This is a genomic window from Acinetobacter sp. DL27 (assembly GCF_055810995.1).
This window is the reverse complement of record NZ_CM147947.1, coordinates 2,738,434-2,763,329: the sequence shown is the minus strand read 5'-3', so window position 1 is coordinate 2,763,329 and position 24,896 is coordinate 2,738,434. Positions and strand designations below refer to the sequence as shown.

Below are 24,896 nucleotides of genomic sequence, written 5' to 3'. Positions count from 1 at the left end.
AAGAAGAAAATGCCACGTCCAATTACTGCAGTGATTCATAGCCAATCACTGCAGCATAATTTAAATGTTGCTCGCACTAAAATGCCGAATAGCCAAGTCTATGCGGTGGTCAAAGCCAATGCCTATGGTCATGGGATTGAGCGCGTCTATCAAGCGTTCAAATCTGCCGATGGTTTTGCGCTGCTCGATTTGGCAGAAGCAAAACGCATCCGTGCTTTGGGCTGGACAGGTCCAGTTCTGTTACTCGAAGGTATTTTCTCAGAGCAAGATCTATTTGACTGCCATGAGCTGAGTCTAAGCTTCAGTATTCATAGTGAATATCAACTTGAATGGTTAGCACGTTTTCCTTTAGAGGCACAGTTCGATGTTTATTTAAAAATGAACAGCGGCATGAATCGTTTGGGTTTCCGTCCTGAACAGTACCGTCAAGTGTGGCAGCAGCTTTCCAGCTTGCCTCAAGTTCAACGTTTAACCCATATGATGCATTTTTCGGATGCCGATGGTGAGCGTTTCGGACGTGATGGCATTGCACATCAATGCCAGTTATTTGATGCCATTACCCATGATCTGCCGGGTGCACGTTCTGTTAGCAACAGTGCAGCCATCTTACGCCATGAACAGTTGCAGTCGGATGTGATCCGTAGCGGCATCATGCTCTATGGCAGTTCTCCAGATTATCCAAGCCATACGATTCAGGACTGGGAGTTGCAACCTGCCATGAGTTTGCGCAGCGAGTTGATTGCCATTCAGCAATTAAAAGCAGGCGATAGCGTAGGTTATGGCTCAAAGTTCATTGCTGAAAGCGACATGCGTGTGGGTATTGTGGCTTGTGGTTATGCTGATGGTTATCAACGGATTACCGCAACAGGTACACCTATTTTAGTCGATGGACAACGCAGCAGCTTGGTCGGGCGTGTCAGCATGGATATGTTGGCGGTCGATTTATCTCACCTTCCAAATGCCCAAGTCGGCAGTGAAGTGGTGCTGTGGGGTACATCGAAACAGGGTGCTGTACTCAGCATTGATGAAGTCGCAGCAGGTTCAGGCACGATTGGCTATGAGCTGATGTGTGCTGTCACGGCACGTGTCAATTTTATCCAAGATTAAATTTTATTTTTATACAGTTTCATACAAGGAAAGACCTATGTCACATTCAGACATTCAAAAATTCAACACCAACGAAGTCATGAGTGCAGTCACTGTGTTTAATCAAGTGGTGTATTTGTCAGGGCAAGTGCCAAAGAATACCGACAATGATGTCGCAGGTCAGACCCGTGAAATTTTAGCAACAATTGATGAGCTTTTAGCTTTGGCAAATACAGATAAATCACGTTTGTTATCTGCTCAGCTTTACATCAAAAATCTCTCTGATTTTTCTACAGTCAATGCGATTTGGATTGATTGGATGAATGGTTGTGTAGCGCCTTCACGTGCCACGATTCAGGCTGATTTGGTTAATCCAAACTGGTTGATCGAAATTGCAGTGACAGCTGCACAAAACTAATTTTTTTAAACTCTCCCCGTGTATATCAGCGCTTGGGTTTCAACTGAAGTGCTGATGAGCGTATAAATGCCGCCCGTTAGGATAACGAGCACTGTATGAACATGGTTTATACGCAAAAAAGGACTTTAACAGGATGTTAAATTATGACGACTACCCCACAAGCTGACGGTGCAAATGCATCATCGCATGAATTACAACGGAAATTATCCAACCGCCACCTGCAATTGATTGCCATTGGTGGCGCGATTGGTACGGGCCTGTTCATGGGTTCGGGCAAAACCATCTCTCTTGCTGGTCCTTCTATTCTGATCATTTATATGATTATCGGGACCATGTTCTTTTTCCTAATGCGTGCATTGGGCGAAATTTTATTGTCAAATTTGCACTATAAGTCGTTTATCGACATGGCTCATGATCTGATTGGGCCGGGTGCGGGTTACTATATCGGTTGGTCCTATTGGCTCGGTTGGGTCTTGGTCGGTATTGCGGACTTGGCCGCCATTATTAACTATCTCGGCTTTTGGCTCCCGCCAGACATGGCCTTTACTCCCATGGGGCAGGCTTTAATCAGTGTCGGCTGTGTGCTGTTTGTCCTTGGGTTAAATTTGCTGACTGTGAAACTCTTTGGTGAAATTGAATTTTGGTTTGCTTTAATCAAAATTTTAGCCATTTTAGGGCTGATCGTGATTGGTGGCTTTATGGTGTTTAGCCATTTCCAAGCACCGGGCGGTTCAGTTGCAAGCTTCAGTCATGTTTGGTCACATGGTGGTATGTTCCCTCAAGGTGGCAGTGGCTTTTTAGCAGGTTTTCAAATTGCACTCTTTGCCTTTGTCGGTGTAGAGCTGATTGGAACCATGGCTGCTGAAACCAAAGATCCTGAAAAGAACTTACCGAAAGCAGTGAATGCGATTCCAACCCGTATCATTTTGTTCTATGTCTTGTCATTATTTGTGGTGATGTCGGTGACGCCGTGGAATCAAATTCCTGCGGATCAAAGTCCGTTCGTTTCACTATTTTTACATGCAGGTATCCCGACTTCAGCCATCATTATGAACTTGGTGGTGCTGTCTTCAGTGATGTCTTCAATGAATAGTGGCGTGTTCTCTACATCACGTATGCTGTTTGGTTTGGCAAGAGAAGGGCAAGCACCACAGAGTCTAGCGCGTTTATCAAAACGTGCGGTACCAGCAAAAGGCTTATTCTTCTCATGTGCTTTTATCATGGCAGGTGCGGCGCTACAGTACTTTGTACCAAACACGGTTGAAGCCTTTACATTAGCCAGCTCATTGTGTGTGATTCTGTTCATCAGTATTTGGAGCATTATTATGGTGTGCTATATCCGCTACCGTAAATTGCGTCCTGAGCTACATGCAAAATCGACCTTTAAAATGCCGGGTGGTGTTTGGATGTCTTATGTGGTCTTAATTTTCTTGTTCTTTACGTTGATTATTTTGAGTTTAGAGGCGGATACTCTTCGTGCACTCATGATCAGTCCACTATGGGTGATTATTTTAGCCGTGACGTATCAACTGCTGTACAAACCGCGTATGAAAAAACGTCTGTTAGGGCAGCAATTGGATAACTAAAATTCATCCTGCATTCGGATATTTGAAAGAAAGCCCTGCATAAGTAGGGCTTTCTTTTTTACTTGAGCTGAATCAATGGGTTCTTATTAAGTGTTAGATCATTGTATGATTTTATATATAAAAGCTTTCTAAATCAGGCGATTTCACTTTTAATGAGGCACTTTAAAATTTTAATAATGATTTATGCGTAATTATAAAATAGACATTCTGCGTGGCGTGTCCATCCTGTTGGTGCTGATTCACCATTTCAATATCCCTTATAAATTACACGATACCTTTCTCGGCACCCCCATTGGGAGTGAGAGCTTAAGTACCTTGATTGCAAGAAATGGCAACTATGGGGTGACCATGTTTTTTGTCATTTCAGGTTTTTTGATTACCCAGCATACCTTACAGCGTAGTGGGTCTTTGGCGCAGATTAAGCTGAAAGATTTTTATATCCGTCGTATTGCCCGCATCATACCGTGTCTGGTGTTATTGGTTGCGATGGTCAGTGTGCTCGGAAGTTTAGGGTTGCAACCCTTTATCAATCAGTCGCCCAATGGCGTAGAGGTGTCCTATGCTGTGACTGTTCTTTCAGCTTTGAGTTTCTGGATGAATCTATTGATTATTGAATACGGCTGGGTGAACTATGCCTTGGGCGTATTATGGTCTTTATCGGTTGAAGAGGTCTTCTATTTAGCATTTCCTGTCCTGTGTTTAGCACTGGGTCGAGGCAAAGGCTTTATTGTTTTTCTGTTCGCTGTCATCGCGTATACACCATATTTTCGTGCCCTCCATTTTGGTGAGGAAAGTGGTGCTTATCTGTATCACTATTCTTCTAGTTTCGATGGAATTGCCATTGGCTGCCTCACCGCAATGTATGCGCAACATTTTAAAGGTGCCATTTACAATCAAAAAATTATTGTTGCAGTAACAGCGTTGCTGATGACCGCTTTATATTTTTATGCACCCATCAAAGAGGTGAGTACTTGGGGCATCAGCGTATTTGCTTTACTTACGGCGTTACTCATATTGTGTTTTACCCAAGACCCGAAAGTTAAACCTACCTCATCCACGGCCCGCAGTTTGGTCTGGATTGGACAGCGTAGCTATGAAATGTATCTGTTTCATTTGATTATTCTCGGCTTAATGAAAGTGGTGTATTTCCCAAAAGACACTTTAGCGGCTGAAAAGTTGATGTTGTTGCCTGTTTATTTTATCGCAGTGTTTATTTTGAGTTGGGTGATTGAGAAATATTATTCGACCCCACTCAATTTAAAAATTCGTCAGTCTTGGATACGTTCGTAATACTGATCTTGAACTGTGTTGTTGATTTTGTACAGACATTAAAAAACCCCGAATCAATCGGGGCTTTTTAAGTGCGGGATTTTAAAATGTCGGTTTAACCACGACTAAAATCACCACAGCAAATAAAATGAGGGTCGGCATTTCATTAAAGAAGCGCCAAAATTTGTGTGACTTGTAGTGCGCATGACCAATCAATTTCTTACGGTAATAACCGCAGACAAAGTGATAAATCACTAACAGTCCAACCAAACCAACTTTGAGGTAGAACCACAGGGCTTCATGGTAGTGGCGCGTTGCATCACCCCAATCGACCAAGAAGTGTGCCGTGATCAGAGTTGCAATCATCGACGGCCACATAATGCCACGGTACAACTTGCGTTCCATGACCTCAAAACGTTGATGACTGACGGCATCATCACTCATGGCATGGTAAACATAGAGCCGTGGTAAGTAGAACAATGCAGCGAACCAACACACCACGGCAATAATATGTAATGCTTTTACCCACAAGAAAGCATCAGAAGGAGCATCCATCAAGTCACCCTAAAATGGGCGGCTTAGCCTTCCCACTTTTTGAAAATGAGACATGCATTTACGCCGCCAAAACCGAAACTGTTACTCATCACAGTATTCAATTTTGCGTCACGTTTTTCAAGCACGATATCAAATGGTTTTGCGCCTTCATCCAGTTCAGTCACGTTGATGTTTGGTGCAATAAAGTCATTTTGCATCATTAGGACTGAGTAGATCGCTTCTTGTACGCCAGCAGCACCCAAGCTATGACCTGTCATTGACTTGGTTGAGCTCAGTGGAGGAACTTGACCTTCGCCAAACGCACGTTCCATTGCTTTTAATTCAGTGATGTCACCAGCGGGCGTTGACGTACCATGCGTATTCACATAGTCAATTTTGTCTACGCCGTGTTGTTTTGCTTCTTCAAGTGCCATTAGTACACAACGTGTTGCACCTTCACCCGATGGCGCAACCATGTCTGCACCGTCAGAGTTTGCAGCATAGCCTACAACTTCAGCCAAAATGTTGGCACCACGTGCTTGCGCATGTTCTAAAGACTCAAGCACTACAAAACCGCCACCGCCAGCAATTACGAAACCGTCACGGTCAGCAGAGTAAGGACGAGACGCTGTTTCTGGTGTGTCATTGTATTTTGAGCACAGTGCACCCATCGCATCAAACAACAAGCTTTGAGACCAGTGATCTTCTTCACCACCGCCTGCAAGCATTAAGTCTTGCTTGCCCAATTGAATCAGGTTATAGGCATAACCAATGGCATCAGCAGACGTTGCGCATGCGCTAGTAATGGTGTGTGCAACACCTTGCATTTTAAAAGCAACGCCAACGTTTGCTGTAATTGTGTTCGACATATTACGTGGTACGAAGAACGGACCAACTTTACGTGCGCCTTTGGTGTCTAACAATTCTTTCATTTCAACTACAGACGCAGTTGAACCACCACCTGAACCGCCCGCGATACCATAGCGTGGGTTGCCACCAATTTGCTCTGCTGTTAAGCCTGCATTTTCAACCGCAGCAACCGCAGCATTGTATGCATACATGGCACAAACACCCATAAAGCGTTTTAGCTTACGGTCGATGCCATCAAAGTCTTGTTCAGCAGCAGCGCTGATATGGCTTTTAAAATTGAGTTCAGCATAGGTTGGGTTAAAACGTGTCCCAGAAATCCCGTTTTGTAATGCATGAGTAACTTCTTCCAAAGTATTACCGATACATGAGTTGATACCCATGCCAGTGATTACTACACGTTTCATTTAAAGATCCCTTATATGGTGGTTTTGCAGAGTTACGCTTAAAGATGAATCAACAATTTATTTCTAAGCCAATTGCAACTCTTATGTTTTCAATGCAGATCATAATAGCAGAAAGAATTTTTAATTCTTATGGCAAATCCTATGCCAATTTGACTTGTCTTAAAATCAGGAGCAGGGCATTTCAACTTTACTAAAAGACACATATTCTTATTGAGATAAATGCGTACTACACCTAGTATTTAGCTAGAAATGAAAGATTATAAAGTACGGGGTACGGAATGGCGGATTCAAACAATAAACAGCGCAGTGGTTTCTTTTCAAATGCCTTCGGAGTGGCTAAAAAGCTCAGCCATACAGGTTTAAACATATTAAACCAAGTGAGCCCAGATACGGCCTCAGCACTGACCAATGCTACAACTGGTGATAGTGCGAGTACAAGAACAAAATCGAAAAATAAGCGTTATGAACACCCGCAGCAAGTCTTAAGAGACCATCTGCCGACAGTATCACGTCATTTATTAGGACGTCATTATGTCAACGCAAATCGAGTGGCACATTTTGTGTCGCCACAACTTTCCGATAAAGCCGCAGATTATTTTTTTAGCCAGCTCAATCAATTTAGCTCGAGTATGAGCTCGGTCGATGCCGTTTTAGATGAAGCAGGCGTGCGTGATTTAGAAATGCTGACCCAAGATGTCGACCGTTCAAAACGGATTAGTCAGGCATTGTCCGAACAAAATAAAATTATTGCTATCTTGCAAGGTGCACTGACTGGAGCAACGGGCTTTGTGGGCTCAACCGTAGATGTACCCGCTTCCTTGGTAATGTCGTTACGTATGATTTATCAGGTGGGGCGTTCTTATGGTTTTGACTTAAGTAAAGAATCCGATCAAGACATCGTCCAGTTTATTTTTAAACAGATTGATCTTGGGCTGATTGCGGAAAAACAAACTTTGTTGATGGCGATAAAAGCCATTTCAAGTACCTTGCAAACCCATGATGTCTCTCAGTTACAACAGCTTTTAGGTTCAAGCAATGATATTGAAGCCTTAAAGAAATGGTTGACCAATGCCGATGGTCAGCTGAAATGGGGACAGTCGATTGCCAACCTCTCGCTACTGAATAAGCTAGCAAAACTCACACCAATTGCCAGTGCAGGGGTGAGTGCAGCCTATAGTTGGCGCCTTGTTGATGATGTACACCAAAAAGCACAACTGGTTTTTTCACAAGCCCGTCAATATATCATTCAACAAAAAGATACCAGCCTGAGTGCTTTAACTGCATATGAACGCTCACTTGAGCTTTTGGTGAAAGCCTCGCCACGACTGCTGTCACAGCGCAGTACATCAGACACAGATAGCCCAGATTTGAAACTTGGAGCTGAAGTGGAGTTAAATGGTCATCAAAGTATTGCTAAGGTAAAAGTTCAGAAAAAGTCCGACAAAGTCACAGAGCCTGTCGCAACCGAAGAGCGTGTTCAACAAGGGCTGGAACAGCTCGCAGATCAAATGGTTGAACCTCATGATGCTGTCGCACCGCAGCAACCAGCCCTACAAATAGAAGAAGATCTTGCAGATTTATATCCAATGGATGAGGTTGAAGAGACCACACAGAACAATAATGAGTTTTTAGCACCAAATGAACCTAATACGGCTTCAAAAGTCACAGCAAAACCTGCGGTAGAGCCGACGGAAAAAAAGGTTACAAAAAGACGAAATGCTTCAAGTAAAAAATAAACCATTTAAAATAGATAGAAATTTGTAAAAGCCCTGATTTGGTCAACATTACATGTAGTTTGAAATGTTGACCATTTTTACGTCTTAGCTTACAATTGCATGCCCTCAAAAAGTCGTCTTTTTTTGGGTTTTTTATTAACGGGAGAATTGCCAAATGGCAACAACAAATCAGTTGATCCGTAAGGGTCGTACGACTTTAGTTGAAAAATCTAAAGTTCCTGCGTTGAAGGCTTGTCCACAACGTCGTGGTGTTTGTACACGTGTTTACACAACTACACCTAAAAAACCTAACTCAGCAATGCGTAAAGTTTGCCGTGTGCGTTTAACTTCTGGCTTTGAAGTTTCTAGCTACATCGGTGGTGAAGGCCACAACCTACAAGAGCACAGTGTTGTTCTTATCCGTGGTGGTCGTGTTAAAGACTTACCAGGTGTACGTTACCATACCGTTCGTGGTTCTTTAGACTGTGCTGGTGTGAAAGATCGTAACCAGTCTCGTTCTAAATACGGTACTAAACGTCCTAAGAAATAATCTTTCGAGATTAACCTCTTAGTTCGCTAGAACTGCAATCCTTTATCGTCTCGCTTGTCTGATTTCTGCATTAATTTTGTGAAATTCAAGCGACGTGTAGTAAGGCCAGCGAAAGCACATGACACTTTGTGCTACGGCTGGATTAACCTGAAGTGTCATATATATAGGTAGTTTAAAATGCCAAGACGTCGCGTAGTTGCTGCTCGTGAAATCCTTCCGGATCCTAAGTTCAGCAGCCAAACAATCGCTAAATTCATGAACCACGTAATGCAAGATGGTAAAAAATCTATTGCTGAAAGTATCGTTTACGGTGCTTTAGACCGCGTTCAAGAAAAAAACAAAGTAGACCCAGTTGAATTTTTCGAGACTACTCTTGAAAAAGTTCGTCCTATGGTTGAAGTAAAAGCACGCCGTGTTGGTGGTGCTACTTATCAAGTACCTATGGAAGTACGCCCATCCCGTCGTACTGCTCTAGCTATGCGTTGGTTAGTAGATGCTGCTGCTAAGCGTTCTGAAAAAACTATGGCTTTACGTCTTGCTGGTGAGTTGCTTGATGCAGCTGAAGGTAAAGGCGCAGCGGTTAAAAAACGTGATGACGTGCATCGTATGGCTGAAGCCAACAAAGCATTCTCTCACTACCGCTTCTAAGCGACTAAAACAGCCCCTATTCAGGAGGGTGATAGCTTGGTTTACGCCAAACTGTCATCGAATCGCTTTAAGCTGTTCGTCAGCTTAAAGCGCCTGTTTTAAACAACAAAATTTAGGAATGCAAGAAATCATGGCTCGTCAAACCCCAATTTCTCGTTATCGTAACATTGGTATTTCTGCGCACATTGATGCGGGTAAAACCACAACTACAGAACGTATTTTGTTCTACACAGGTGTATCTCACAAAATTGGTGAAGTACACGATGGTGCAGCAACAATGGACTGGATGGAGCAAGAGCAAGAACGTGGTATTACCATTACTTCTGCTGCTACGACTACATTCTGGTCAGGTATGTCTAAACAGTTCCCTGAACACCGTATCAACGTAATTGATACACCGGGACACGTTGACTTCACAATTGAAGTTGAACGTTCTATGCGTGTTCTTGATGGTGCGTGTATGGTTTACTGTGCTGTAGGTGGTGTACAACCTCAGTCTGAAACTGTATGGCGTCAAGCGAACAAATACCAAGTGCCTCGTTTAGCATTCGTGAACAAGATGGACCGTACTGGTGCCAACTTCTTCCGTGTTGTTGAGCAAATGAAGACACGTTTAGGTGCATCTCCAGTACCTGTAGTAATCCCTGTTGGCGCTGAAGAAAACTTCCAAGGCGTAATCGACTTGATCGAAATGAAAGCGATCATTTGGGACGAAGCTTCACAAGGTATGAAGTTTGAATACGGTGAAATCCCGGCTGAACTTCAAGCTACTGCTGAAGAATGGCGTGTAAACATGGTTGAAGCTGCTGCTGAAGCTTCTGAAGAGCTAATGGACAAATACCTAGAAGAAGGCGATCTTTCTAAAGAAGATATCGTTAATGGTCTACGTGTTCAAACTTTGGCTTGTCAAATTCAACCAATGCTTTGTGGTACAGCATTCAAAAACAAAGGTGTTCAACGTATGTTGGACGCAGTAATTGAATTCTTACCGTCGCCTACAGAAGTTAAAGCGATTGAAGGTGTTCTTGACGATAAAGCTGAAACTAAAGCGATTCGTGAAGCATCTGACGAAGCTCCGTTCTCTGCACTTGCGTTCAAAATCATGAACGACAAATTCGTAGGTAACTTAACTTTCGTACGTGTTTACTCTGGTGTTCTTAAACAAGGTGATTCTGTTTATAACCCAGTTAAATCTAAACGTGAACGTATCGGCCGTATCGTGCAAATGCACGCGAACGATCGTCAAGACGTTGAAGAAATTCGTGCGGGTGATATCGCTGCGTGTGTAGGTCTTAAAGACGTAACTACAGGTGATACACTTTGTGATGAGAAAAATGTCATCACACTTGAGCGTATGGAATTCCCAGAGCCAGTAATTGCATTGGCTGTTGAACCAAAAACTAAAGCTGACCAAGAAAAAATGTCAATTGCTTTAGGTCGTTTGGCTAAGGAAGATCCATCATTCCGCGTTCGTACTGATGAAGAGTCAGGTCAAACAATCATCGCTGGTATGGGTGAACTTCACCTTGACATTATTGTTGACCGTATGAAGCGTGAATTCGGTGTTGAAGCAAACATTGGTAAACCAATGGTTTCTTACCGTGAAACGATCAAAAAGTCAGTTGAACAAGAAGGTAAATTCGTTCGTCAAACTGGTGGTAAAGGTAAATTTGGTCACGTATACGTACGTTTAGAGCCAATGGATGCTGATGCTGGTAAAGACTACGAGTTCGCTGAAGAAGTTGTTGGTGGTGTAGTTCCTAAAGAATTCTTCGGTGCTGTGGATAAAGGTATCCAAGAGCGTATGAAGAATGGTGTCCTTGCTGGTTACCCAGTTGTTGGCATTAAAGCTACATTGTTTGACGGTTCTTACCACGATGTCGATTCGGACGAATTATCGTTCAAGATGGCAGGTTCTTACGCATTCCGTGACGGTTTCATGAAAGCAGATCCTATCTTGCTTGAACCGATCATGAAAGTTGAAGTAGAAACTCCAGAAGACTACATGGGCGATATCATGGGTGACTTAAACCGTCGTCGTGGTATGGTTCAAGGTATGGATGACTTGCCTGGCGGTACTAAAGCAATTAAAGCTGAAGTTCCACTTGCAGAGATGTTTGGTTACGCGACTCAAATGCGTTCTATGTCTCAAGGCCGTGCAACATACTCTATGGAATTTGCTAAATATGCTGAAACTCCACGTAACGTGGCTGAAGGCATCATTTCTAAATTCCAGTCTGGCGGTAAAAAAGGTGACGACGAGTAATCTTTCGATTACTATAAGCCCAAACTAATTCATAGTTAAAAACCAAGTGCTCATGCAGTGATCCTGCATGAGTAGTTTAAAAAGGAAGATCTCATGGCTAAGGCTAAGTTTGAACGTAATAAGCCACACGTTAACGTGGGCACAATCGGTCACGTTGACCATGGTAAAACAACTTTAACAGCTGCAATTGCAACTGTATGTGCGAAGAAATTCGGTGGCGAAGCGAAAGACTACGCTGCAATTGACTCTGCACCAGAAGAAAAAGCACGTGGTATTACAATTAATACTTCACACGTAGAATACGATTCTCCAACTCGTCACTACGCACACGTAGACTGCCCGGGCCACGCCGATTATGTTAAAAACATGATTACTGGTGCTGCTCAGATGGACGGCGCGATCCTTGTATGTGCTGCGACTGATGGTCCAATGCCACAGACTCGTGAACACATCCTTCTTTCTCGTCAGGTTGGTGTACCTTACATTCTTGTATTCCTTAACAAGTGTGACCTTGTTGATGATGAAGAACTTCTTGAATTAGTAGAAATGGAAGTTCGTGAACTTCTTTCTACTTATGACTTCCCAGGTGATGACACTCCAGTTATCCGTGGTTCAGCTCTTCTTGCACTTAACGGTGACGCTGGTCAGTATGGCGAAGAAGCAGTTGTTGCGCTTGTTGACGCACTTGACACTTACATTCCAGAGCCAGTACGTGCAATCGACCAAGCATTCTTAATGCCAATCGAAGACGTATTCTCTATTTCTGGTCGTGGTACAGTAGTAACTGGCCGTGTAGAAACTGGTATCGTGAAAGTAGGCGAAGAAGTTGAAATCGTTGGTATCAAAGATACAGTTAAAACAACTGTAACTGGCGTAGAAATGTTCCGTAAACTTCTAGACGAAGGCCGTGCGGGCGAGAACTGTGGTGTTCTTCTACGTGGTACTAAGCGTGAAGACGTACAACGTGGTCAAGTACTTGCTAAACCAGGTGCAATCAAGCCGCACACTAAATTCGATGCAGAAGTATACGTACTTTCTAAAGAAGAAGGTGGTCGTCACACTCCATTCCTTAACGGTTACCGTCCACAGTTCTACTTCCGTACAACTGACGTAACTGGCGCGATCAAATTACAAGATGGCGTTGAAATGGTTATGCCTGGTGACAACGTAGAAATGTCAGTAGAATTAATCCACCCAATCGCAATGGACCCAGGTCTACGTTTTGCGATCCGTGAAGGTGGTCGTACAGTTGGTGCTGGTGTAGTTGCTAAAGTAACTGCATAATCATCTGATTGTGTAAAAAAAGCGCTCCTTTGGGGCGCTTTTTTTATCTATTCATTTTACTGCGCAAGTGATGATTCTAAGGCAAGATACAGCATGCTTTAGCATCCATTCTGAAAAATAGCGTAGAACTTTATGCACACTAAATTGTCTAACAATCCACCTTCAAAACTGTCCTAAACTGATATTTTGCTGACCCTAACTGCACTTATGGGCGGAGCCCAATCACGTAAGATAAAAAGACGAAAACAACTATAAGTAGTGGATGTCTTCAGGATATTCATAGGAGCAGAAAGATGAATGCAAAGGTAAAAATCACCAACCGTGCGGGCGCGAGTTTCCCTGTACGTCGGATGAACTTTGAGTTTGAAAGCGTACCTGAATATTGGATGAATGGTTCAGCTGGATTGACCCATTTTATGACCGCGCTGTCAGCACTCTTTCCAGCAGGTGAAATGTTTTTTATCGATAGTGTTCGTGCGGTTAGACAGCATCCCTCGATCAAGGATAATGCCGAATTACAAAAAGAAATTTCAGCCTTTATTGGTCAAGAAGCGATGCATACGCAAGAACATGAAGGTTTTAATGCGTCTGCGCAAAAGTATGGGCACGATGTTGCAACACTTGATCACTATACGGATCGTGCAATTCAAACCACGCGTAAAGTATTTGCTTTTCTAGGCAAGCCTGTGGGTATTACACAAGAGATGGTGGATTTAACAGCAACCACCGCGTTGGAACATTTTACTGCAACTATTGCCTCTCAGTTGTTGGTCAATAACCACATTCAAGAGCTGATGAGCGATGAAACCATGAAAACCATGTGGTTATGGCATGCCATTGAAGAAAATGAGCACAAAGCTGTGGCTTATGATGTGTTTGAAGGTGTTTTTGGAAAGGGAGTCAAATCCTATTTACTGAGAACGGGATCACTGGTTGCAGCCATGGCCATTTTATTCTGCGTGCAGTCGTATTTTGTGTTTCGGTTATTAAAGCAAGATAAACAACTGAACAGGGCGGCGTTGAAGGATATTTATACCTATGCATATAGTCCATCGAAAGGGATTATTACAGGGATGGCACGTGAAATGATCATGTACTTTAAACCAGGTTTTCATCCTAATCATCACGACACCGACGCTTTACTTGAGAAGTGGAAGCTAAAATTAGGGTTTTAAGCAGTTTTGGCTCTTTGAGCGATGTAAATCGCTCTTTTTTTTGTTCGGTTTTTAGCACAAATTTTTTATACTGTGACCTCCACATTTTAGAAAGATAAACGAAGATGATTCGTTTAATGCAAGCTGCGGACTTAAGCCAAGTTGCGCAGATTGAAAATTTAGTTCAAACCCATCCTTGGAGCCTACAACAGTTCCAAGAGTCCATGCAGTCTTATCACAGTACCGTGATTGAACAGGCAGGGCAGGTCGTAGGCTTTTGTATCCTCCAACCCGTTCTTGATGAAGCTAATTTATTGTTGATGGCCATTCATCCAAGCCAGCAAGGCAAAGGGTTGGGGTATCAGCTGTTAGATGCGTCACTGGCACAACTCAAAAACAACCCGATACAAGTGTTCTTAGAAGTCCGTGAGAGCAATCAAGCAGCGATTGCCTTGTATGAGAAGTCCGGCTTTCATCAAATTGATTTGCGTAAAAATTATTATCCTAAACCAGATGGTGGCCGTGAGCATGCCATTATTATGGTGAAATCGTGTAGTGATGATTTTTCCGAGTTATTTAAATAAGAGAAAAGTCGAGCTTCTGTATAACGTCATTATTTAATAATGGCGTTATTCCACCCCGAAGGTAGGGTGGTCATTAAGGAGTTTCCCAGTTGCTGTACTTCCTCGCTACTCAGGCTATGATTGAGTCTGCGCCACTGACCATCAATCAACAATTCTAGCGGTAAATACTGCGATTTGTAGTTCATTTTTTCTGAGTGCGGCACCCAGTATCCTAAATACACAAACTGTAAAGCGCGTGCTTTGGCGAGCTCAATTTGTTTTAAAATGGCGAAAGTCCCTAGTGAGCGTTTGTTTTCATCGGGATCAAAAAACGTATAAACCGCAGATAAACCATCATCTAAAGGATCGCAGGTCGAAACACAGATGAGCTGGTCTTCTTTCCACAGCTCTAAGAAAAAGCTCTCGGTACAGCTATGCACGAGGAATTTATCAAATTGATCGCGGCTAGGTGGGAACATGTCTCCATCGGCATGGCGTTTAAAAATATAACGCTCATATAAGTCATAATGTTTTTTGGTGGCATCCGCAGTGCGGGTAATTTTTAAAGTCAGATCTTGATTGCGTTTCCATGCTTTTTTTTGACTGCTGTTCATTTTAAATTCGCGCACTGGTACGCGGCTAGATAGGCACTGTCGACACAGATGACACTCTGGGCGGTAGACAAAATCACCACTCCGGCGAAAACCCACCCGAGAAAGTTCAGACAGCGTGACGACATCAATACGATGTGTTGGATCGAGAAATACCATCCGAGCTGACTTTTTTTCTAGATAGCTACAGTCATGCGGTGGCGTGATGTAATACTGTAAATCATTCAGTAGGGACTTCGGGTGATACGAATTCATGATAAATCCCTCTATTATTCTTTATTCAGTCAGTCGCGCATTTTGCGCTATTGTTTTACTTGAAAATACACCCTCCTGATACATTTTCCAATCGATAGCGGGTTGATTTACAACATCTTGTAACGATTTTAAGTAGGTTTGCCGAGAAAGTGTACAAGCGCCAAGGCTTAAAAGATGATCATTGACCAATTGGCAGTCGATCCAAGGCAGCTTATTTTCACGTCCAATCAACATCAGTGTATAAAATGCCATTTTTGAGACATCCGTTTCGGTACTGAACATGGACTCCCCAAAACAGCCGTGTCCAATGCTGATGCCGTATAGTCCACCAACCAAGCGTGTTTGATCCCAAACTTCAACGCTATAGCCATAACCAGCATCAAACATTGCGCAGTAGCCATCAATAATATCATCACTGATCCACGTGTCATCAGCATAGCTGCGTGGCAGTGAGCAGGCACGGATCACCCGTTCAAAAGCCTGATTGATGGTGATGCGATAATCCTGCTTTTTCATACTCCGAATGAGGGTTTTACTGGGCTGATAATCCTGCGGACGTATGATGCAACGTGGCTCGGGGCACCACCAGCAAATGGGCTCACCTGTTGAGAACCATGGAAATAAACCATGGGTGTAGGCTTCAAACAGGGTAGAAGGGGAGAGGTCTGCACCGATACAAATTAAGCCTTCACCCTCGGGGTCAACTTCAAGCGGATCGGGAAAGATATACTCAGAAGGCGGTAACTGCTGCATAGTGGTGTGTATACATGATAAAAAATGACTTTAAGATCATACATAAAAAAACCGCCTATGGAAGGCGGTCTTTTTCAAGGCTTAGATTATTCGCCTAAAGCATCCAAATACTTTTCTGCATCTAGCGCAGCCATACAGCCAGAACCTGCTGAAGTGATCGCTTGGCGATAAACGCTATCAGCAATGTCACCTGCTGCGAATACACCAGCGACAGAAGCAGCTGTGGCATTACCAGATGTACCGCTTTGAACTTGGATATAGCCATCACGTAAGTTCAATTGACCATCAAACATTGCGCTGTTTGGTTTGTGGCCAATGGCAACAAACAAACCTTGAACATCAATATCTTGTGTAGATTCGTCTTGAGTTGATTTTAAGCGAACTGCGGTTACACCCGTGTTGTCGCCTAAAACTTCATCCACTTGGTGATTCCAAATGATGCTGATTTTGCCTTCTTTTTCTTTCTCAAATAAATGATCTTGAAGAATCTTTTCAGAACGTAATGAGTCACGACGGTGAACCAAAGTCACATGCGATGCAATGTTAGACAAGTACAGCGCCTCTTCAACGGCAGTATTGCCTCCACCCACAACCATGACTTTTTGGTTTTTGTAGAAGAAACCATCACAAGTTGCACATGCGCTTACGCCTTGACCCATAAAAGCAGCTTCAGATTCAAGACCTAAGTACTGAGCGGTCGCACCTGTGGCAATAATCAGTGCATCACAAGTGAACTCATCCATATCACCTTTAAGGACGAATGGACGTACAGAAAGATCGACTTCATTGATATGATCGTAGATGATTTCAGTACCAAAACGTTCTGCATGGGCTTGCATACGTTCCATGAGTGCAGGGCCTGTTAAGCCTTCAGGGTCACCCGGCCAGTTATCCACTTCAGTCGTTGTCGTTAGCTGACCACCGAGTTGGATACCCGCAATCAATGTCGGCTTTAAGTTGGCACGCGCAGCATATACCGCAGCGCTGTAACCCGCAGGGCCTGAACCGAGAATAATCAAACGTGAGTGACGAGCGCTCATACGTAGAATCCTTTTTTTATTTAGAAATTTGTGGAATTATACGTGAAACTCTATAACAGTTGTGTGAGTTCAATGTCGATATTATTGATCAATCAAATCGATTTGAGCTATATAGAAGAAATATGCGGTGTAGAGCGGGAAAAAGTGGAAAAATCATCTGCTCGCTATACATAAAGCATTTAAGAATAGTGCATCTTTTTATAAAGAAGAGGTGCATAATATGACGTTTATTGTGAAACTTTTGCTTTAGGTTTCGAACAAAAACATTAATGAAGAATTTGTTACAGGACAGTATATGACTGAGGTGTCGGGTGCTTATGCACAGCGCTTATTAATGACATTATTTTTAGTCTCGTTTGGCATTTATTTGTTCCTTGCTACCGTGACCTATACCCCATTTGATCCGGGCTGGATGCATATATCGAGTGATACCTTGCAAGTCTCGAATGCCAGTGGCGTTGCTGGGGCGTGGATTGCTGACTTACTGTTCGGTTTTTTAGGCTGGGCAAGTCTACTTATTCCTATGTTTTTGTTCATTGAAGCCATTCAAGTCTGGTGGCCGCATAGTTTTTTAAACCGCCCATTTCGTTATGCTGCACAATTCTTTATTTTGCTTGCAACCGCCAGCTTACTGTTCTTGTTTTGGCAAGTTCCAGCGGACACTTTAGACAATGCCTCTGGCGGCATTATTGGTTATGAACTGGGACAAAGTTTGTCGCAGATTTTAACCATTTACGGTGCAACCTTATTTTTGGTCGTGTTTAACGTGGTCTTATTGACCTTAGCTTTCGGTATCAAATGGAACCGTACTTTCTCGACGCTCAAAGCAACTCCTGCGTATTTACAAGATTTATTTTACCGTAATGTGCCTGAAAGCGAGTCTGCCTTTGATCGCACGACGCCAAGTGTGAAAAAAGAAGTGATTGCAACGGCACCGAAAAAGAGTGTTGAAGAGACCGAATTGGTCGAGGCACCAGCCGTGCAAGAGGCATCAGTTAAAGCACCTCAGCGCGACTATTCAGCAGAGCATTTGTTTAATGACATGGTGGCCAAAGAGCAACGTGTTCAAGAACAACAGGTGGACGTAGATGATGAAGCAGAACTTGAGCGGACTATAGAAAAAGCGCACCAATTAGAACAAGACAGTCAGCGCGTGGTGGCGACAGGAGAAGTGTGGCGTGCATTAAACTCAGGTGAAGATCAACGTCATAAAAATGATATTGATGCTTTACTTCGTGCTGCCGAAGAAGATCGCCCATTTAGCCCAGAACAACATTTTCAAGCAGTGGTGCAAGATCATACAGCGCCAATTGCTGATCCTCATTATTTCCAAGACGATGCCTCTGCACAGAAGAAAAATGTCGATTGGGATGATGATGAAATCTTTGACGAGCTGCTTGCTGCCGTACCCAATGGCAAAACAGCAACGGATGTTCACAGCCCATTCAATACGCCTGAACCTGTGTCTCATTTACATGTGGTTGAAGATCCAATTGCGGTAGCCGAGGTTGCAACCTTAAGTGCTGCTGCAAGTCCCGTTGCGTTACAACCAGCGCCGAGTGGAATTGCAAAAGCACAGCTTGATGAATTGGATGATTTAGACGAATTCCTTGCTGAGGATTGGTCAGAGCAGAAAGTAGCTGCTTCAGATGTACGCACCAGCAGTAGCTATGCGCAGTCATCAGCTTTTGTACAAGCACCCATTCAGCATCATAATACAGTGAGCACAAGTGCTACAGCGGCTGTAGCCAAAGAAGTTTTGTCCAAAGAAGCGTTTATTGAAGCATGGCAGGACACTGCTGGAAAACCGCAAGACGAAGAAGAGTTTGACTTTGATGCGCCACTAACGGATGCATCAGGCCGTCCAATGTCTTTGTCCATGCAAGTAGCAGAGCGTCGTCGTGATTTATCACCGCTGCCAGGACTGGATTTACTGGATGAAGTTGACCTCAATAAAAAAGTCAATTTCACTGCTGAACAGTTGGCGCGTTTATCTGAATTACTTGAAATTAAACTACAAGAGTTCAATGTCAAAGCTAAAGTGGTCGAAGCGCAGCCAGGGCCTGTAGTAACTCGTTTTGAGTTGGATTTAGCACCAGGCGTTAAAGCCTCTAAAGTGACCAATATTTCCCGTGACCTTGCGCGTTCGATGTCGATGGCATCTGTACGTGTGGTTGAAGTCATTCCGGGTAAACCGTATATCGGGATTGAAGTGCCGAACAGCACACGTGAAATGGTGCGTTTAATCGAGTTGTTGACCATTCCTGCTTTTACCGATCCGAATAGCATTCTTTCGATGGCAATGGGCAAAGATATTTCGGGTAATCCAGTCATTGCTGACTTAGGTAAAGCCCCGCATATGCTGGTTGCAGGCACCACAGGTTCAGGTAAGTCTGTTGCAGTGAACTCGATGATTTTATCGATGTTGTTGAAATATACGCCGAATGAGCTGCGTTTAATTTTGATTGACCCGAAACAGTTAGAACTTGCTAACTATAACGATATTCCACATTTGCTTACCCCTGTGGTCACGGACATGAAGGATGCAGTCAGTGCCTTGAACTGGTGTGTGAATGAAATGGAACGTCGCTATAAGCTGATGTCTTTCTTAAAAATTCGTAAGCTTGCGGACTATAACCGTAAAGTGGAAGAAGCGATTGCCAATGGCGAAGAGCTGATTGATCCGACCTGGAAAGCCAGTGATTCGGTTGCCGGTGAGCGCGCACCACGTTTGACTCCATTACCATCGATTGTAATTGTGGCGGATGAGTTTGCCGATATGATTATGCAGGTCGGTAAGAAAGCTGAAGAAATGATTACGCGTTTGGCACAAAAGTCACGTGCCGCAGGCATTCACTTGTTACTTGCGACGCAGCGTCCATCGGTCGATGTAATTACGGGTCTGATTAAAGCCAACATTCCAACACGTGTGGCTTTACGTGTGAACTCAAAAATTGACTCTCGCACGATTTTGGATGCTGGTGGGGCGGAAGACTTACTGGGTCATGGTGATATGTTGTTCTTAGGCCCGGGTAAAATTGAACCTGAACGTGTACATGGTGCCTTTATTGCCGATGATGAAGTCAACCGCATCTGTGATGCTTGGCGTGAACGTGGCTCGCCAAACTATGTTGATGAAATCTTAACGCCATTTGATGAAGAGCCAAGTTCTCGTGGCTTTGAAGATGGTGATGGCGATCCAAACCGTGATGCACTTTATGACCAGTGCGTATCCTTTGTATTGGAAACACGCAAGGTTTCGGTGTCCTCGCTACAACGTAAGTTTAGTTTGGGCTATAACCGTGCCGCGCGGATTGTCGACCAAATGGAAGAAAATGGGATCGTGAGTGCGCAAGGTGCGAACGGTAAGCGAGAAATTTTAGTTTAAAAAGAAAGCCTGCGGATCGCAGGCTTTTTCTTAATCATTCAGTTTAGGCATCCAGTCATGCAAATTATTGATGCATTAATTCCGTTGGTAGTACTCATTGCCATGGGGTATGTATTAAAGCGGTATAGCTTTTTAACAGTGGAATTTTGGCAAGGCGCTGAAAGACTGAATTATTGGATTTTATTTCCTGTTTTGCTGTTCAGTAGTCTAGCCACCGTTCATTTTAATGTCGGGCAAGTCCTGCCAGCGCTTGCTGTGGTCTTTACTGTGACCTTGCTGATGAGTGTGGTGCTGTGGGTATTAAAAGCGCTGTATAGTACGCCTGTGGCGAAATTTGGCGTCTATTTACAGAGTCATATTCGCTTTAATACTTATATTGGTTTGACCAGTATGGCTTTGATTTTTGGCGCTGCGGGGATGCAAGTCTTTGCCATGATTATTGCCTTTGTCATTCCTTTGGTGAATGTACTGTCCGTACTTGGTTTTTCTCAAGGGCAGGGACTGTCTTATAAAAATATTGCGTGGTCGGTTGCGAAAAATCCACTGATTCTGGCCTGTCTGGTCGGGATTCTTTTTAATTTTTCAGGTATGCATTTGTCCGAGAGCATTAACCAATCTTTAAAGCTAGTAGCAGGGATGAGCCTCCCGCTTGGGCTCTTGTGTGTGGGCGCAGCACTCCAGTTTAATGCGTTAAAATATGCAGGTCGAGCGCTAATCTTAAACACTTTTGGACGTTTAATCTTGGTACCTATTTTAGCCTATGTAGGCTGTCTTTTATTTGGTTTAGCAACATTTGAAACCATGATTGTGGTGGTATTCTTCTCGCTCCCAACGGCTTCAGCAGCCTATGTCCTGACCAAATATTTTCAAGGGGACAGTCAACTCATGGCAGCAATCATTAGTTTGCAAACTTTGTGTTTCGGTTTGACTTTTCCACTTTGGATGTGGTTTTTACAGTCATAAAAAATGCCAGTCTCCTAGGAATGAACTGGCATTTGTAGATCATGCGCATTAAGCAGATCTAGACTTAGGCAAATTTAGCCAAAACCTCTAAGAAGGGAGCTGCTTGACGTGGATAAGCGGCAATCACGTCATGGATACGCTGACCTTCTGGATTGGTGGCATTAATGTCGCGACCATCCGTTTTAAATTGGGTGAGCAGTCGCTCATAATCACTTGGGCGCATGTGTTTAAATGCATGGTACAACACATGAAAATCGCCATTCACACCTTCAGGAGGAAGCTGAGTTAAGTAGGCAAATACACGCTCATCTGACCATTCTTCATTGAACGTTGCTGGCTGAGATAATGCCATAGCAATCTCCTTGCTGGTTTAATCATTAAAAAAGGCAAAATATGGGAGACAAAGAAAATACTTTCTTGTGTCTGCGCATATTCTGCCTTGATTCAATTTGCTTGACTAATCAAAAATCAGATTAACGTTCTTCAGGCAAATTGATATTCATTTCAAGCATTTCAATATTCGCTTCAGAGCGTACAGCCATTTGAATGTGCTGTTCATCTACACCGCGAACATAGCGATTCACCACTTGCATGATTTCTTTCTTCATTTGGTCGATTTTGTCTTGGCTAAGACGTTTACCTAAACCACTTTCAGACGCTACGATGACTTTCAAACGATCCTTCGCTGTTTGAGCACTAGACGGTTTTTCATCATTACTAAAAAGCTTACTCCAAAATCCTGCCATGTCTACGCTCCAAATAATCGTGCTAACCAGCCTTTAGGCTTTACGGTAATATGACGGTAAGGACGTTCGTCACCTAAGAAACGTGCTACAAGGTCATCATAGGCTTGGCCTGCGGATTCTTCAGTAAAGAGAATGACAGGTTTACCTTCGTTCGATGCTTGTAAAACGCTCTTACATTCAGGAATCACTCCCAAAGTTGGCACACGTAAAATATCTTTAGAAATGTCGTCAATGGTTAACATTTCTTGTTTATCGGCACGTTCAGGGTTGAAACGTGTGATACACAAGTGTTTACGAATACGACCTTCATTCATTTCAACTTTTTTGGTTTTGCTGTCGAGCATACCAATAATACGGTCAGAGTCACGTACAGATGAAATTTCAGGGTTGGTCACAATAATCGCTTCATCGGCATGGTACATTGCTAAAATTGCACCGCGTTCGATCCCTGCAGGTGAGTCACAAATAATGTAGTCAAACTCTTGTGACAATTCATCCATGACACGTGCTACGCCTTCATCAGTTAAGGCATCTTTATCACGGGTTTGCGACGCAGGTAAAATATATAAATTCTCGATATCTTTATCGCGGATAAGCGCTTGTTGTAATCGAGCTTCGTTATTTAATACATTGACAAAATCATACACAACGCGGCGTTCACAACCCATGATCAAATCAAGGTTACGTAAACCTACGTCAAAATCGATCACAACAGTTTTGTGACCACGTAGGGCTAAACCTGTTGCAAAAGATGCGCTTGTCGTAGTTTTGCCTACGCCACCTTTGCCTGATGTTACGACAACAATTTTCGCCACCGAATCCACTCCTGTTATGGTTTAAATCCCCTTATTTATCATTTGGGGCTTTTGGTGTTTATTTATACATTAAAATTCAAGCGCTTCAAATACAAGCTCTTGTTGATCATTTAAGTAAATATGTGTTGGGCGTTTTAAATGCTGCGCTGGAATATCATCTGCAACACAATAGGTCCCTGCAATTGAAACCAATTCAGCTTCTAAAGCATGACAGAAGATGCGTGCAGCGCTGTTTCCGCCCGCGCCGGCAATGACTCTACCACGAGCACTACCATAAATATGTATATTTCCTGAAGCAATCACTTCCGAACCACTGTTAATACCTGCGGTAATAATGATATCGCCTTGATTTTGAACCAAGCACTGACCCGTACGTAAAATTTCGTCATGGTATGATGTCGCATGGCGAATGACAGATGCTGCTGCAACTGGCGTATTGGTAGAAGCTGTCGCAGCAGGAGCTGGGGCTTCAACCACTTGCTCTTTGGTTGCTTTGACTTCTTGAAGTTGCGAGCTAATACCATGACCTTGCGCGGGAATCACAGGGAACTGAATGGCACGGGCTTGTTCAGCCAAAATTCCTTCTTGTACTGCCATCGGCTGTACATCTAGATCCAGCAATAATTGAATCAAGGAAATTAACTCTTGCTCAACGCTACTTTCTAGAACAACTAACGCCCCAGCAGTCGATGCATTTTGTAATGTTTTACTTAATTGCTGTCGGATTGCATCATGATCATTGGTGTCAAGGGTAATGCGAATCGCATTGACCATTCTGCCAGTTATCCGGATATCAGCCATAATTTTTCCTTAAGACTTCTCAGATTTATTTTTTACTAAAGAAGTGATGTTGTAAATAGAGCAAATCCTAGAACAAAATGAAGGATTGCACTAGCTGCGTTTGTAATATTTTTACCTTAATGCTTATTCTTTGGCTTGATCATCTTTTTCAAGCTCTTCTAACCACTGTTTCACCTTAACTTGCTTGCGAATGGCATCCAAACTTTCATAAACAACAGACTCAACCAACTGTTCCAAAGACTGATTGTCGATTTTTAAATCACTGACTTTTTCAGCTATCAAGCGATAGGTAGCATTGGGCTGTGCAGAATTTCCAGTTACCATTGGTTCCAGTAAACCTTGTGTGATGTTTTCACCGAGTCTTTGTCCGATACTTTGAATTTGTTGTTCAATTCTTCCCCCCACAATTGGAATCAAACGCAGTAATTGGGTCAGTTCAGGAGTATCTTCAATCGCGTGATTGACAATCAGACCGACATTTTGGGCAATGAAATACTGTCGCTGTTTCAGTTCGGTGGCGAGAGATTCTTGTAAAATTTCAGCCAATGCTTGTGCAAATAAAGCCCGATGATGATCGACGAGGTCATGGATAATTTTTTTATGGGTCGAACTGGTATTTAATTCGTGCTTCACCCCATCCAAGACGGTAATCACGACGCGGTCAGAGAGCTCTTCCATCACCACGCGGTAGTAAAATTTGGCCTTGGCTTGTACCGACTCTGGAATCACGTTATAGCCTAATTCATGCAGTCGAAAAGCAATCACCCCTGCACGAAATAATCTTAAAAAACGTAAATGAGGAATAATCGCTAAAATTTCGTACCAATGAATAAAGGGAAAGAAAAACCAGCGACGATGGTGTCGATACACGATGGCAATGCCCCAACGCACTAATAATTCAGTAATCAAGAACAGAATAAACCAAGCTTCTGTGGTGATGACCCACGGATGTAAATGCTCACGATAGAAGCTTAAGACACTTTCTAGGTGAATGGCATGAAAAAACCATCCACCAATATTGCTCATGATAAAAAAATTAGCACACAAACAAAACAAGTTAAAAATGATGAGAAACACCATAAAAATGTCATAGATCAAAAACAGTTTGAAATACAAACTTTGTGGATCAACCTGATGATATTTAGACTTTTTGACTTGGTTATTCTGCATCATGCAT

Annotated in this window: 23 protein-coding genes; 13 read left to right on the top strand and 10 right to left on the bottom strand. The window is 43.1% G+C overall.

Annotated features, from left to right (window positions below; genetic code table 11):
- The first annotated feature begins 9 nt into the window (after window positions 1-9).
- The 4 genes from alr (at window position 10) to AC0KVP_RS13315 (ending at window position 4,380) form a co-directional block, all read left to right on the top strand.
- On the top strand, window positions 10-1,107 hold the full coding sequence (alr, locus tag AC0KVP_RS13330) for an alanine racemase (RefSeq protein WP_473337256.1): 1,098 nt from the start codon (window positions 10-12) through the stop codon (window positions 1,105-1,107).
- A gap of 37 nt (window positions 1,108-1,144) precedes the next feature.
- A complete protein-coding gene (locus AC0KVP_RS13325) occupies window positions 1,145-1,504 on the top strand; it encodes a RidA family protein (RefSeq protein ID WP_004694941.1) in 360 nt (119 codons plus the stop codon).
- A gap of 143 nt (window positions 1,505-1,647) precedes the next feature.
- Complete coding sequence (locus tag AC0KVP_RS13320; RefSeq protein ID WP_004984251.1) at window positions 1,648-3,090, top strand: amino acid permease; 1,443 nt, start codon at window positions 1,648-1,650, stop codon at window positions 3,088-3,090.
- A 183-nt stretch (window positions 3,091-3,273) separates the two neighbouring features.
- Window positions 3,274-4,380 carry an acyltransferase family protein gene (locus tag AC0KVP_RS13315; protein ID WP_473337253.1) on the top strand — a complete coding sequence of 369 codons (1,107 nt, stop codon included), beginning with the start codon at window positions 3,274-3,276 and terminating at the stop codon, window positions 4,378-4,380.
- 81 nt (window positions 4,381-4,461) lie between these two features.
- Here the strand turns inward: AC0KVP_RS13315 and AC0KVP_RS13310 are convergent, their stop codons facing one another.
- Both AC0KVP_RS13310 and AC0KVP_RS13305 read right to left on the bottom strand, forming a co-directional pair.
- Window positions 4,462-4,914 carry a CopD family protein gene (locus AC0KVP_RS13310; protein WP_005011820.1) on the bottom strand — a complete coding sequence of 151 codons (453 nt, stop codon included), beginning with the start codon at window positions 4,912-4,914 and terminating at the stop codon, window positions 4,462-4,464.
- Between the two features lie 23 nt (window positions 4,915-4,937).
- Window positions 4,938-6,167, bottom strand: a complete 1,230-nt coding sequence (locus AC0KVP_RS13305; RefSeq protein ID WP_004694933.1) for a beta-ketoacyl synthase N-terminal-like domain-containing protein — start codon at window positions 6,165-6,167, stop codon at window positions 4,938-4,940.
- 278 nt (window positions 6,168-6,445) lie between these two features.
- Between AC0KVP_RS13305 and AC0KVP_RS13300 the strand changes: the two genes are divergently transcribed.
- The 7 genes from AC0KVP_RS13300 to rimI all read left to right on the top strand — a co-directional run bounded on the left by AC0KVP_RS13300 (window position 6,446) and on the right by rimI (window position 14,368).
- Window positions 6,446-7,903: an EcsC family protein gene (locus AC0KVP_RS13300; protein ID WP_473337252.1), complete on the top strand. Its 1,458-nt coding sequence runs from the start codon at window positions 6,446-6,448 to the stop codon at window positions 7,901-7,903.
- A 154-nt stretch (window positions 7,904-8,057) separates the two neighbouring features.
- Window positions 8,058-8,432: a 30S ribosomal protein S12 gene (gene rpsL / locus AC0KVP_RS13295; protein ID WP_002050319.1), complete on the top strand. Its 375-nt coding sequence runs from the start codon at window positions 8,058-8,060 to the stop codon at window positions 8,430-8,432.
- A gap of 177 nt (window positions 8,433-8,609) precedes the next feature.
- A complete protein-coding gene (gene rpsG, locus AC0KVP_RS13290; protein WP_004694929.1) occupies window positions 8,610-9,080 on the top strand; it encodes a 30S ribosomal protein S7 in 471 nt (156 codons plus the stop codon).
- Between the two features lie 130 nt (window positions 9,081-9,210).
- Complete coding sequence (fusA, locus tag AC0KVP_RS13285; protein WP_010326001.1) at window positions 9,211-11,346, top strand: elongation factor G; 2,136 nt, start codon at window positions 9,211-9,213, stop codon at window positions 11,344-11,346.
- A 93-nt stretch (window positions 11,347-11,439) separates the two neighbouring features.
- Window positions 11,440-12,630: an elongation factor Tu gene (tuf, locus tag AC0KVP_RS13280; RefSeq protein WP_010325730.1), complete on the top strand. Its 1,191-nt coding sequence runs from the start codon at window positions 11,440-11,442 to the stop codon at window positions 12,628-12,630.
- A gap of 293 nt (window positions 12,631-12,923) precedes the next feature.
- Window positions 12,924-13,805: a metal-dependent hydrolase gene (locus AC0KVP_RS13275; protein WP_130235181.1), complete on the top strand. Its 882-nt coding sequence runs from the start codon at window positions 12,924-12,926 to the stop codon at window positions 13,803-13,805.
- Window positions 13,806-13,909: 104 nt separating this feature from the next.
- Complete coding sequence (gene rimI, locus AC0KVP_RS13270) at window positions 13,910-14,368, top strand: ribosomal protein S18-alanine N-acetyltransferase (protein ID WP_058869027.1); 459 nt, start codon at window positions 13,910-13,912, stop codon at window positions 14,366-14,368.
- A 29-nt stretch (window positions 14,369-14,397) separates the two neighbouring features.
- Here rimI and AC0KVP_RS13265 read toward each other — a convergent pair whose 3' ends face one another.
- The 3 genes from AC0KVP_RS13265 to trxB all read right to left on the bottom strand — a co-directional run bounded on the left by AC0KVP_RS13265 (window position 14,398) and on the right by trxB (window position 17,006).
- Window positions 14,398-15,213 carry an arginyltransferase gene (locus tag AC0KVP_RS13265; protein ID WP_087528314.1) on the bottom strand — a complete coding sequence of 272 codons (816 nt, stop codon included), beginning with the start codon at window positions 15,211-15,213 and terminating at the stop codon, window positions 14,398-14,400.
- 21 nt (window positions 15,214-15,234) lie between these two features.
- On the bottom strand, window positions 15,235-15,966 hold the full coding sequence (gene aat / locus AC0KVP_RS13260; RefSeq protein WP_234965346.1) for a leucyl/phenylalanyl-tRNA--protein transferase: 732 nt from the start codon (window positions 15,964-15,966) through the stop codon (window positions 15,235-15,237).
- Window positions 15,967-16,052: 86 nt separating this feature from the next.
- Window positions 16,053-17,006, bottom strand: a complete 954-nt coding sequence (gene trxB / locus AC0KVP_RS13255; protein WP_004694912.1) for a thioredoxin-disulfide reductase — start codon at window positions 17,004-17,006, stop codon at window positions 16,053-16,055.
- Window positions 17,007-17,301: 295 nt separating this feature from the next.
- Here trxB and AC0KVP_RS13250 point away from each other — a divergent pair, with 295 nt between their 5' ends.
- Together AC0KVP_RS13250 and AC0KVP_RS13245 are read left to right on the top strand one after the other, a co-directional pair.
- Complete coding sequence (locus tag AC0KVP_RS13250; protein ID WP_473337248.1) at window positions 17,302-20,394, top strand: DNA translocase FtsK; 3,093 nt, start codon at window positions 17,302-17,304, stop codon at window positions 20,392-20,394.
- Between the two features lie 57 nt (window positions 20,395-20,451).
- A complete protein-coding gene (locus tag AC0KVP_RS13245) occupies window positions 20,452-21,357 on the top strand; it encodes an AEC family transporter (RefSeq protein ID WP_473337247.1) in 906 nt (301 codons plus the stop codon).
- Window positions 21,358-21,421: 64 nt separating this feature from the next.
- Here the strand turns inward: AC0KVP_RS13245 and AC0KVP_RS13240 are convergent, their stop codons facing one another.
- The 5 genes from AC0KVP_RS13240 to AC0KVP_RS13220 form a co-directional block, all read right to left on the bottom strand.
- Window positions 21,422-21,709, bottom strand: a complete 288-nt coding sequence (locus AC0KVP_RS13240; RefSeq protein ID WP_004694907.1) for a PA4642 family protein — start codon at window positions 21,707-21,709, stop codon at window positions 21,422-21,424.
- 121 nt (window positions 21,710-21,830) lie between these two features.
- Window positions 21,831-22,103, bottom strand: a complete 273-nt coding sequence (minE, locus tag AC0KVP_RS13235; protein WP_004694905.1) for a cell division topological specificity factor MinE — start codon at window positions 22,101-22,103, stop codon at window positions 21,831-21,833.
- 2 nt (window positions 22,104-22,105) lie between these two features.
- A complete protein-coding gene (gene minD, locus AC0KVP_RS13230) occupies window positions 22,106-22,918 on the bottom strand; it encodes a septum site-determining protein MinD (RefSeq protein WP_039889843.1) in 813 nt (270 codons plus the stop codon).
- Between the two features lie 69 nt (window positions 22,919-22,987).
- Window positions 22,988-23,719 (bottom strand): septum site-determining protein MinC, encoded by a 732-nt coding sequence (minC, locus tag AC0KVP_RS13225; protein WP_473337244.1) that lies wholly within the window; start codon window positions 23,717-23,719, stop codon window positions 22,988-22,990.
- A gap of 123 nt (window positions 23,720-23,842) precedes the next feature.
- Window positions 23,843-24,892: a preprotein translocase subunit SecA gene (locus AC0KVP_RS13220; protein ID WP_473337242.1), complete on the bottom strand. Its 1,050-nt coding sequence runs from the start codon at window positions 24,890-24,892 to the stop codon at window positions 23,843-23,845.
- Window positions 24,893-24,896 lie beyond the last annotated feature (4 nt).

Excerpts from the sequence above, each read along its gene's own strand:
- minC (WP_473337244.1), bottom strand. The coding sequence starts at position 23,719 with ATGGCTGATATCCGGATAACTGGCAGAATGGTCAATGCGATTCGCATT.
- AC0KVP_RS13250 (WP_473337248.1), top strand. The coding sequence starts at position 17,302 with ATGACTGAGGTGTCGGGTGCTTATGCACAGCGCTTATTAATGACATTA.
- fusA (WP_010326001.1), top strand. The coding sequence starts at position 9,211 with ATGGCTCGTCAAACCCCAATTTCTCGTTATCGTAACATTGGTATTTCT.
- rimI (WP_058869027.1), top strand. The coding sequence starts at position 13,910 with ATGATTCGTTTAATGCAAGCTGCGGACTTAAGCCAAGTTGCGCAGATT.
- rpsG (WP_004694929.1), top strand. The coding sequence starts at position 8,610 with ATGCCAAGACGTCGCGTAGTTGCTGCTCGTGAAATCCTTCCGGATCCT.
- AC0KVP_RS13305 (WP_004694933.1), bottom strand. The coding sequence starts at position 6,167 with ATGAAACGTGTAGTAATCACTGGCATGGGTATCAACTCATGTATCGGT.
- AC0KVP_RS13265 (WP_087528314.1), bottom strand. The coding sequence starts at position 15,213 with ATGAATTCGTATCACCCGAAGTCCCTACTGAATGATTTACAGTATTAC.
- AC0KVP_RS13245 (WP_473337247.1), top strand. The coding sequence starts at position 20,452 with ATGCAAATTATTGATGCATTAATTCCGTTGGTAGTACTCATTGCCATG.
- tuf (WP_010325730.1), top strand. The coding sequence starts at position 11,440 with ATGGCTAAGGCTAAGTTTGAACGTAATAAGCCACACGTTAACGTGGGC.
- AC0KVP_RS13310 (WP_005011820.1), bottom strand. The coding sequence starts at position 4,914 with ATGGATGCTCCTTCTGATGCTTTCTTGTGGGTAAAAGCATTACATATT.
- trxB (WP_004694912.1), bottom strand. The coding sequence starts at position 17,006 with ATGAGCGCTCGTCACTCACGTTTGATTATTCTCGGTTCAGGCCCTGCG.
- AC0KVP_RS13325 (WP_004694941.1), top strand. The coding sequence starts at position 1,145 with ATGTCACATTCAGACATTCAAAAATTCAACACCAACGAAGTCATGAGT.
- minE (WP_004694905.1), bottom strand. The coding sequence starts at position 22,103 with ATGGCAGGATTTTGGAGTAAGCTTTTTAGTAATGATGAAAAACCGTCT.
- AC0KVP_RS13300 (WP_473337252.1), top strand. The coding sequence starts at position 6,446 with ATGGCGGATTCAAACAATAAACAGCGCAGTGGTTTCTTTTCAAATGCC.
- AC0KVP_RS13320 (WP_004984251.1), top strand. The coding sequence starts at position 1,648 with ATGACGACTACCCCACAAGCTGACGGTGCAAATGCATCATCGCATGAA.
- alr (WP_473337256.1), top strand. The coding sequence starts at position 10 with ATGCCACGTCCAATTACTGCAGTGATTCATAGCCAATCACTGCAGCAT.
- AC0KVP_RS13240 (WP_004694907.1), bottom strand. The coding sequence starts at position 21,709 with ATGGCATTATCTCAGCCAGCAACGTTCAATGAAGAATGGTCAGATGAG.
- AC0KVP_RS13220 (WP_473337242.1), bottom strand. The coding sequence starts at position 24,892 with ATGATGCAGAATAACCAAGTCAAAAAGTCTAAATATCATCAGGTTGAT.
- AC0KVP_RS13315 (WP_473337253.1), top strand. The coding sequence starts at position 3,274 with ATGCGTAATTATAAAATAGACATTCTGCGTGGCGTGTCCATCCTGTTG.
- rpsL (WP_002050319.1), top strand. The coding sequence starts at position 8,058 with ATGGCAACAACAAATCAGTTGATCCGTAAGGGTCGTACGACTTTAGTT.
- AC0KVP_RS13275 (WP_130235181.1), top strand. The coding sequence starts at position 12,924 with ATGAATGCAAAGGTAAAAATCACCAACCGTGCGGGCGCGAGTTTCCCT.
- aat (WP_234965346.1), bottom strand. The coding sequence starts at position 15,966 with ATGCAGCAGTTACCGCCTTCTGAGTATATCTTTCCCGATCCGCTTGAA.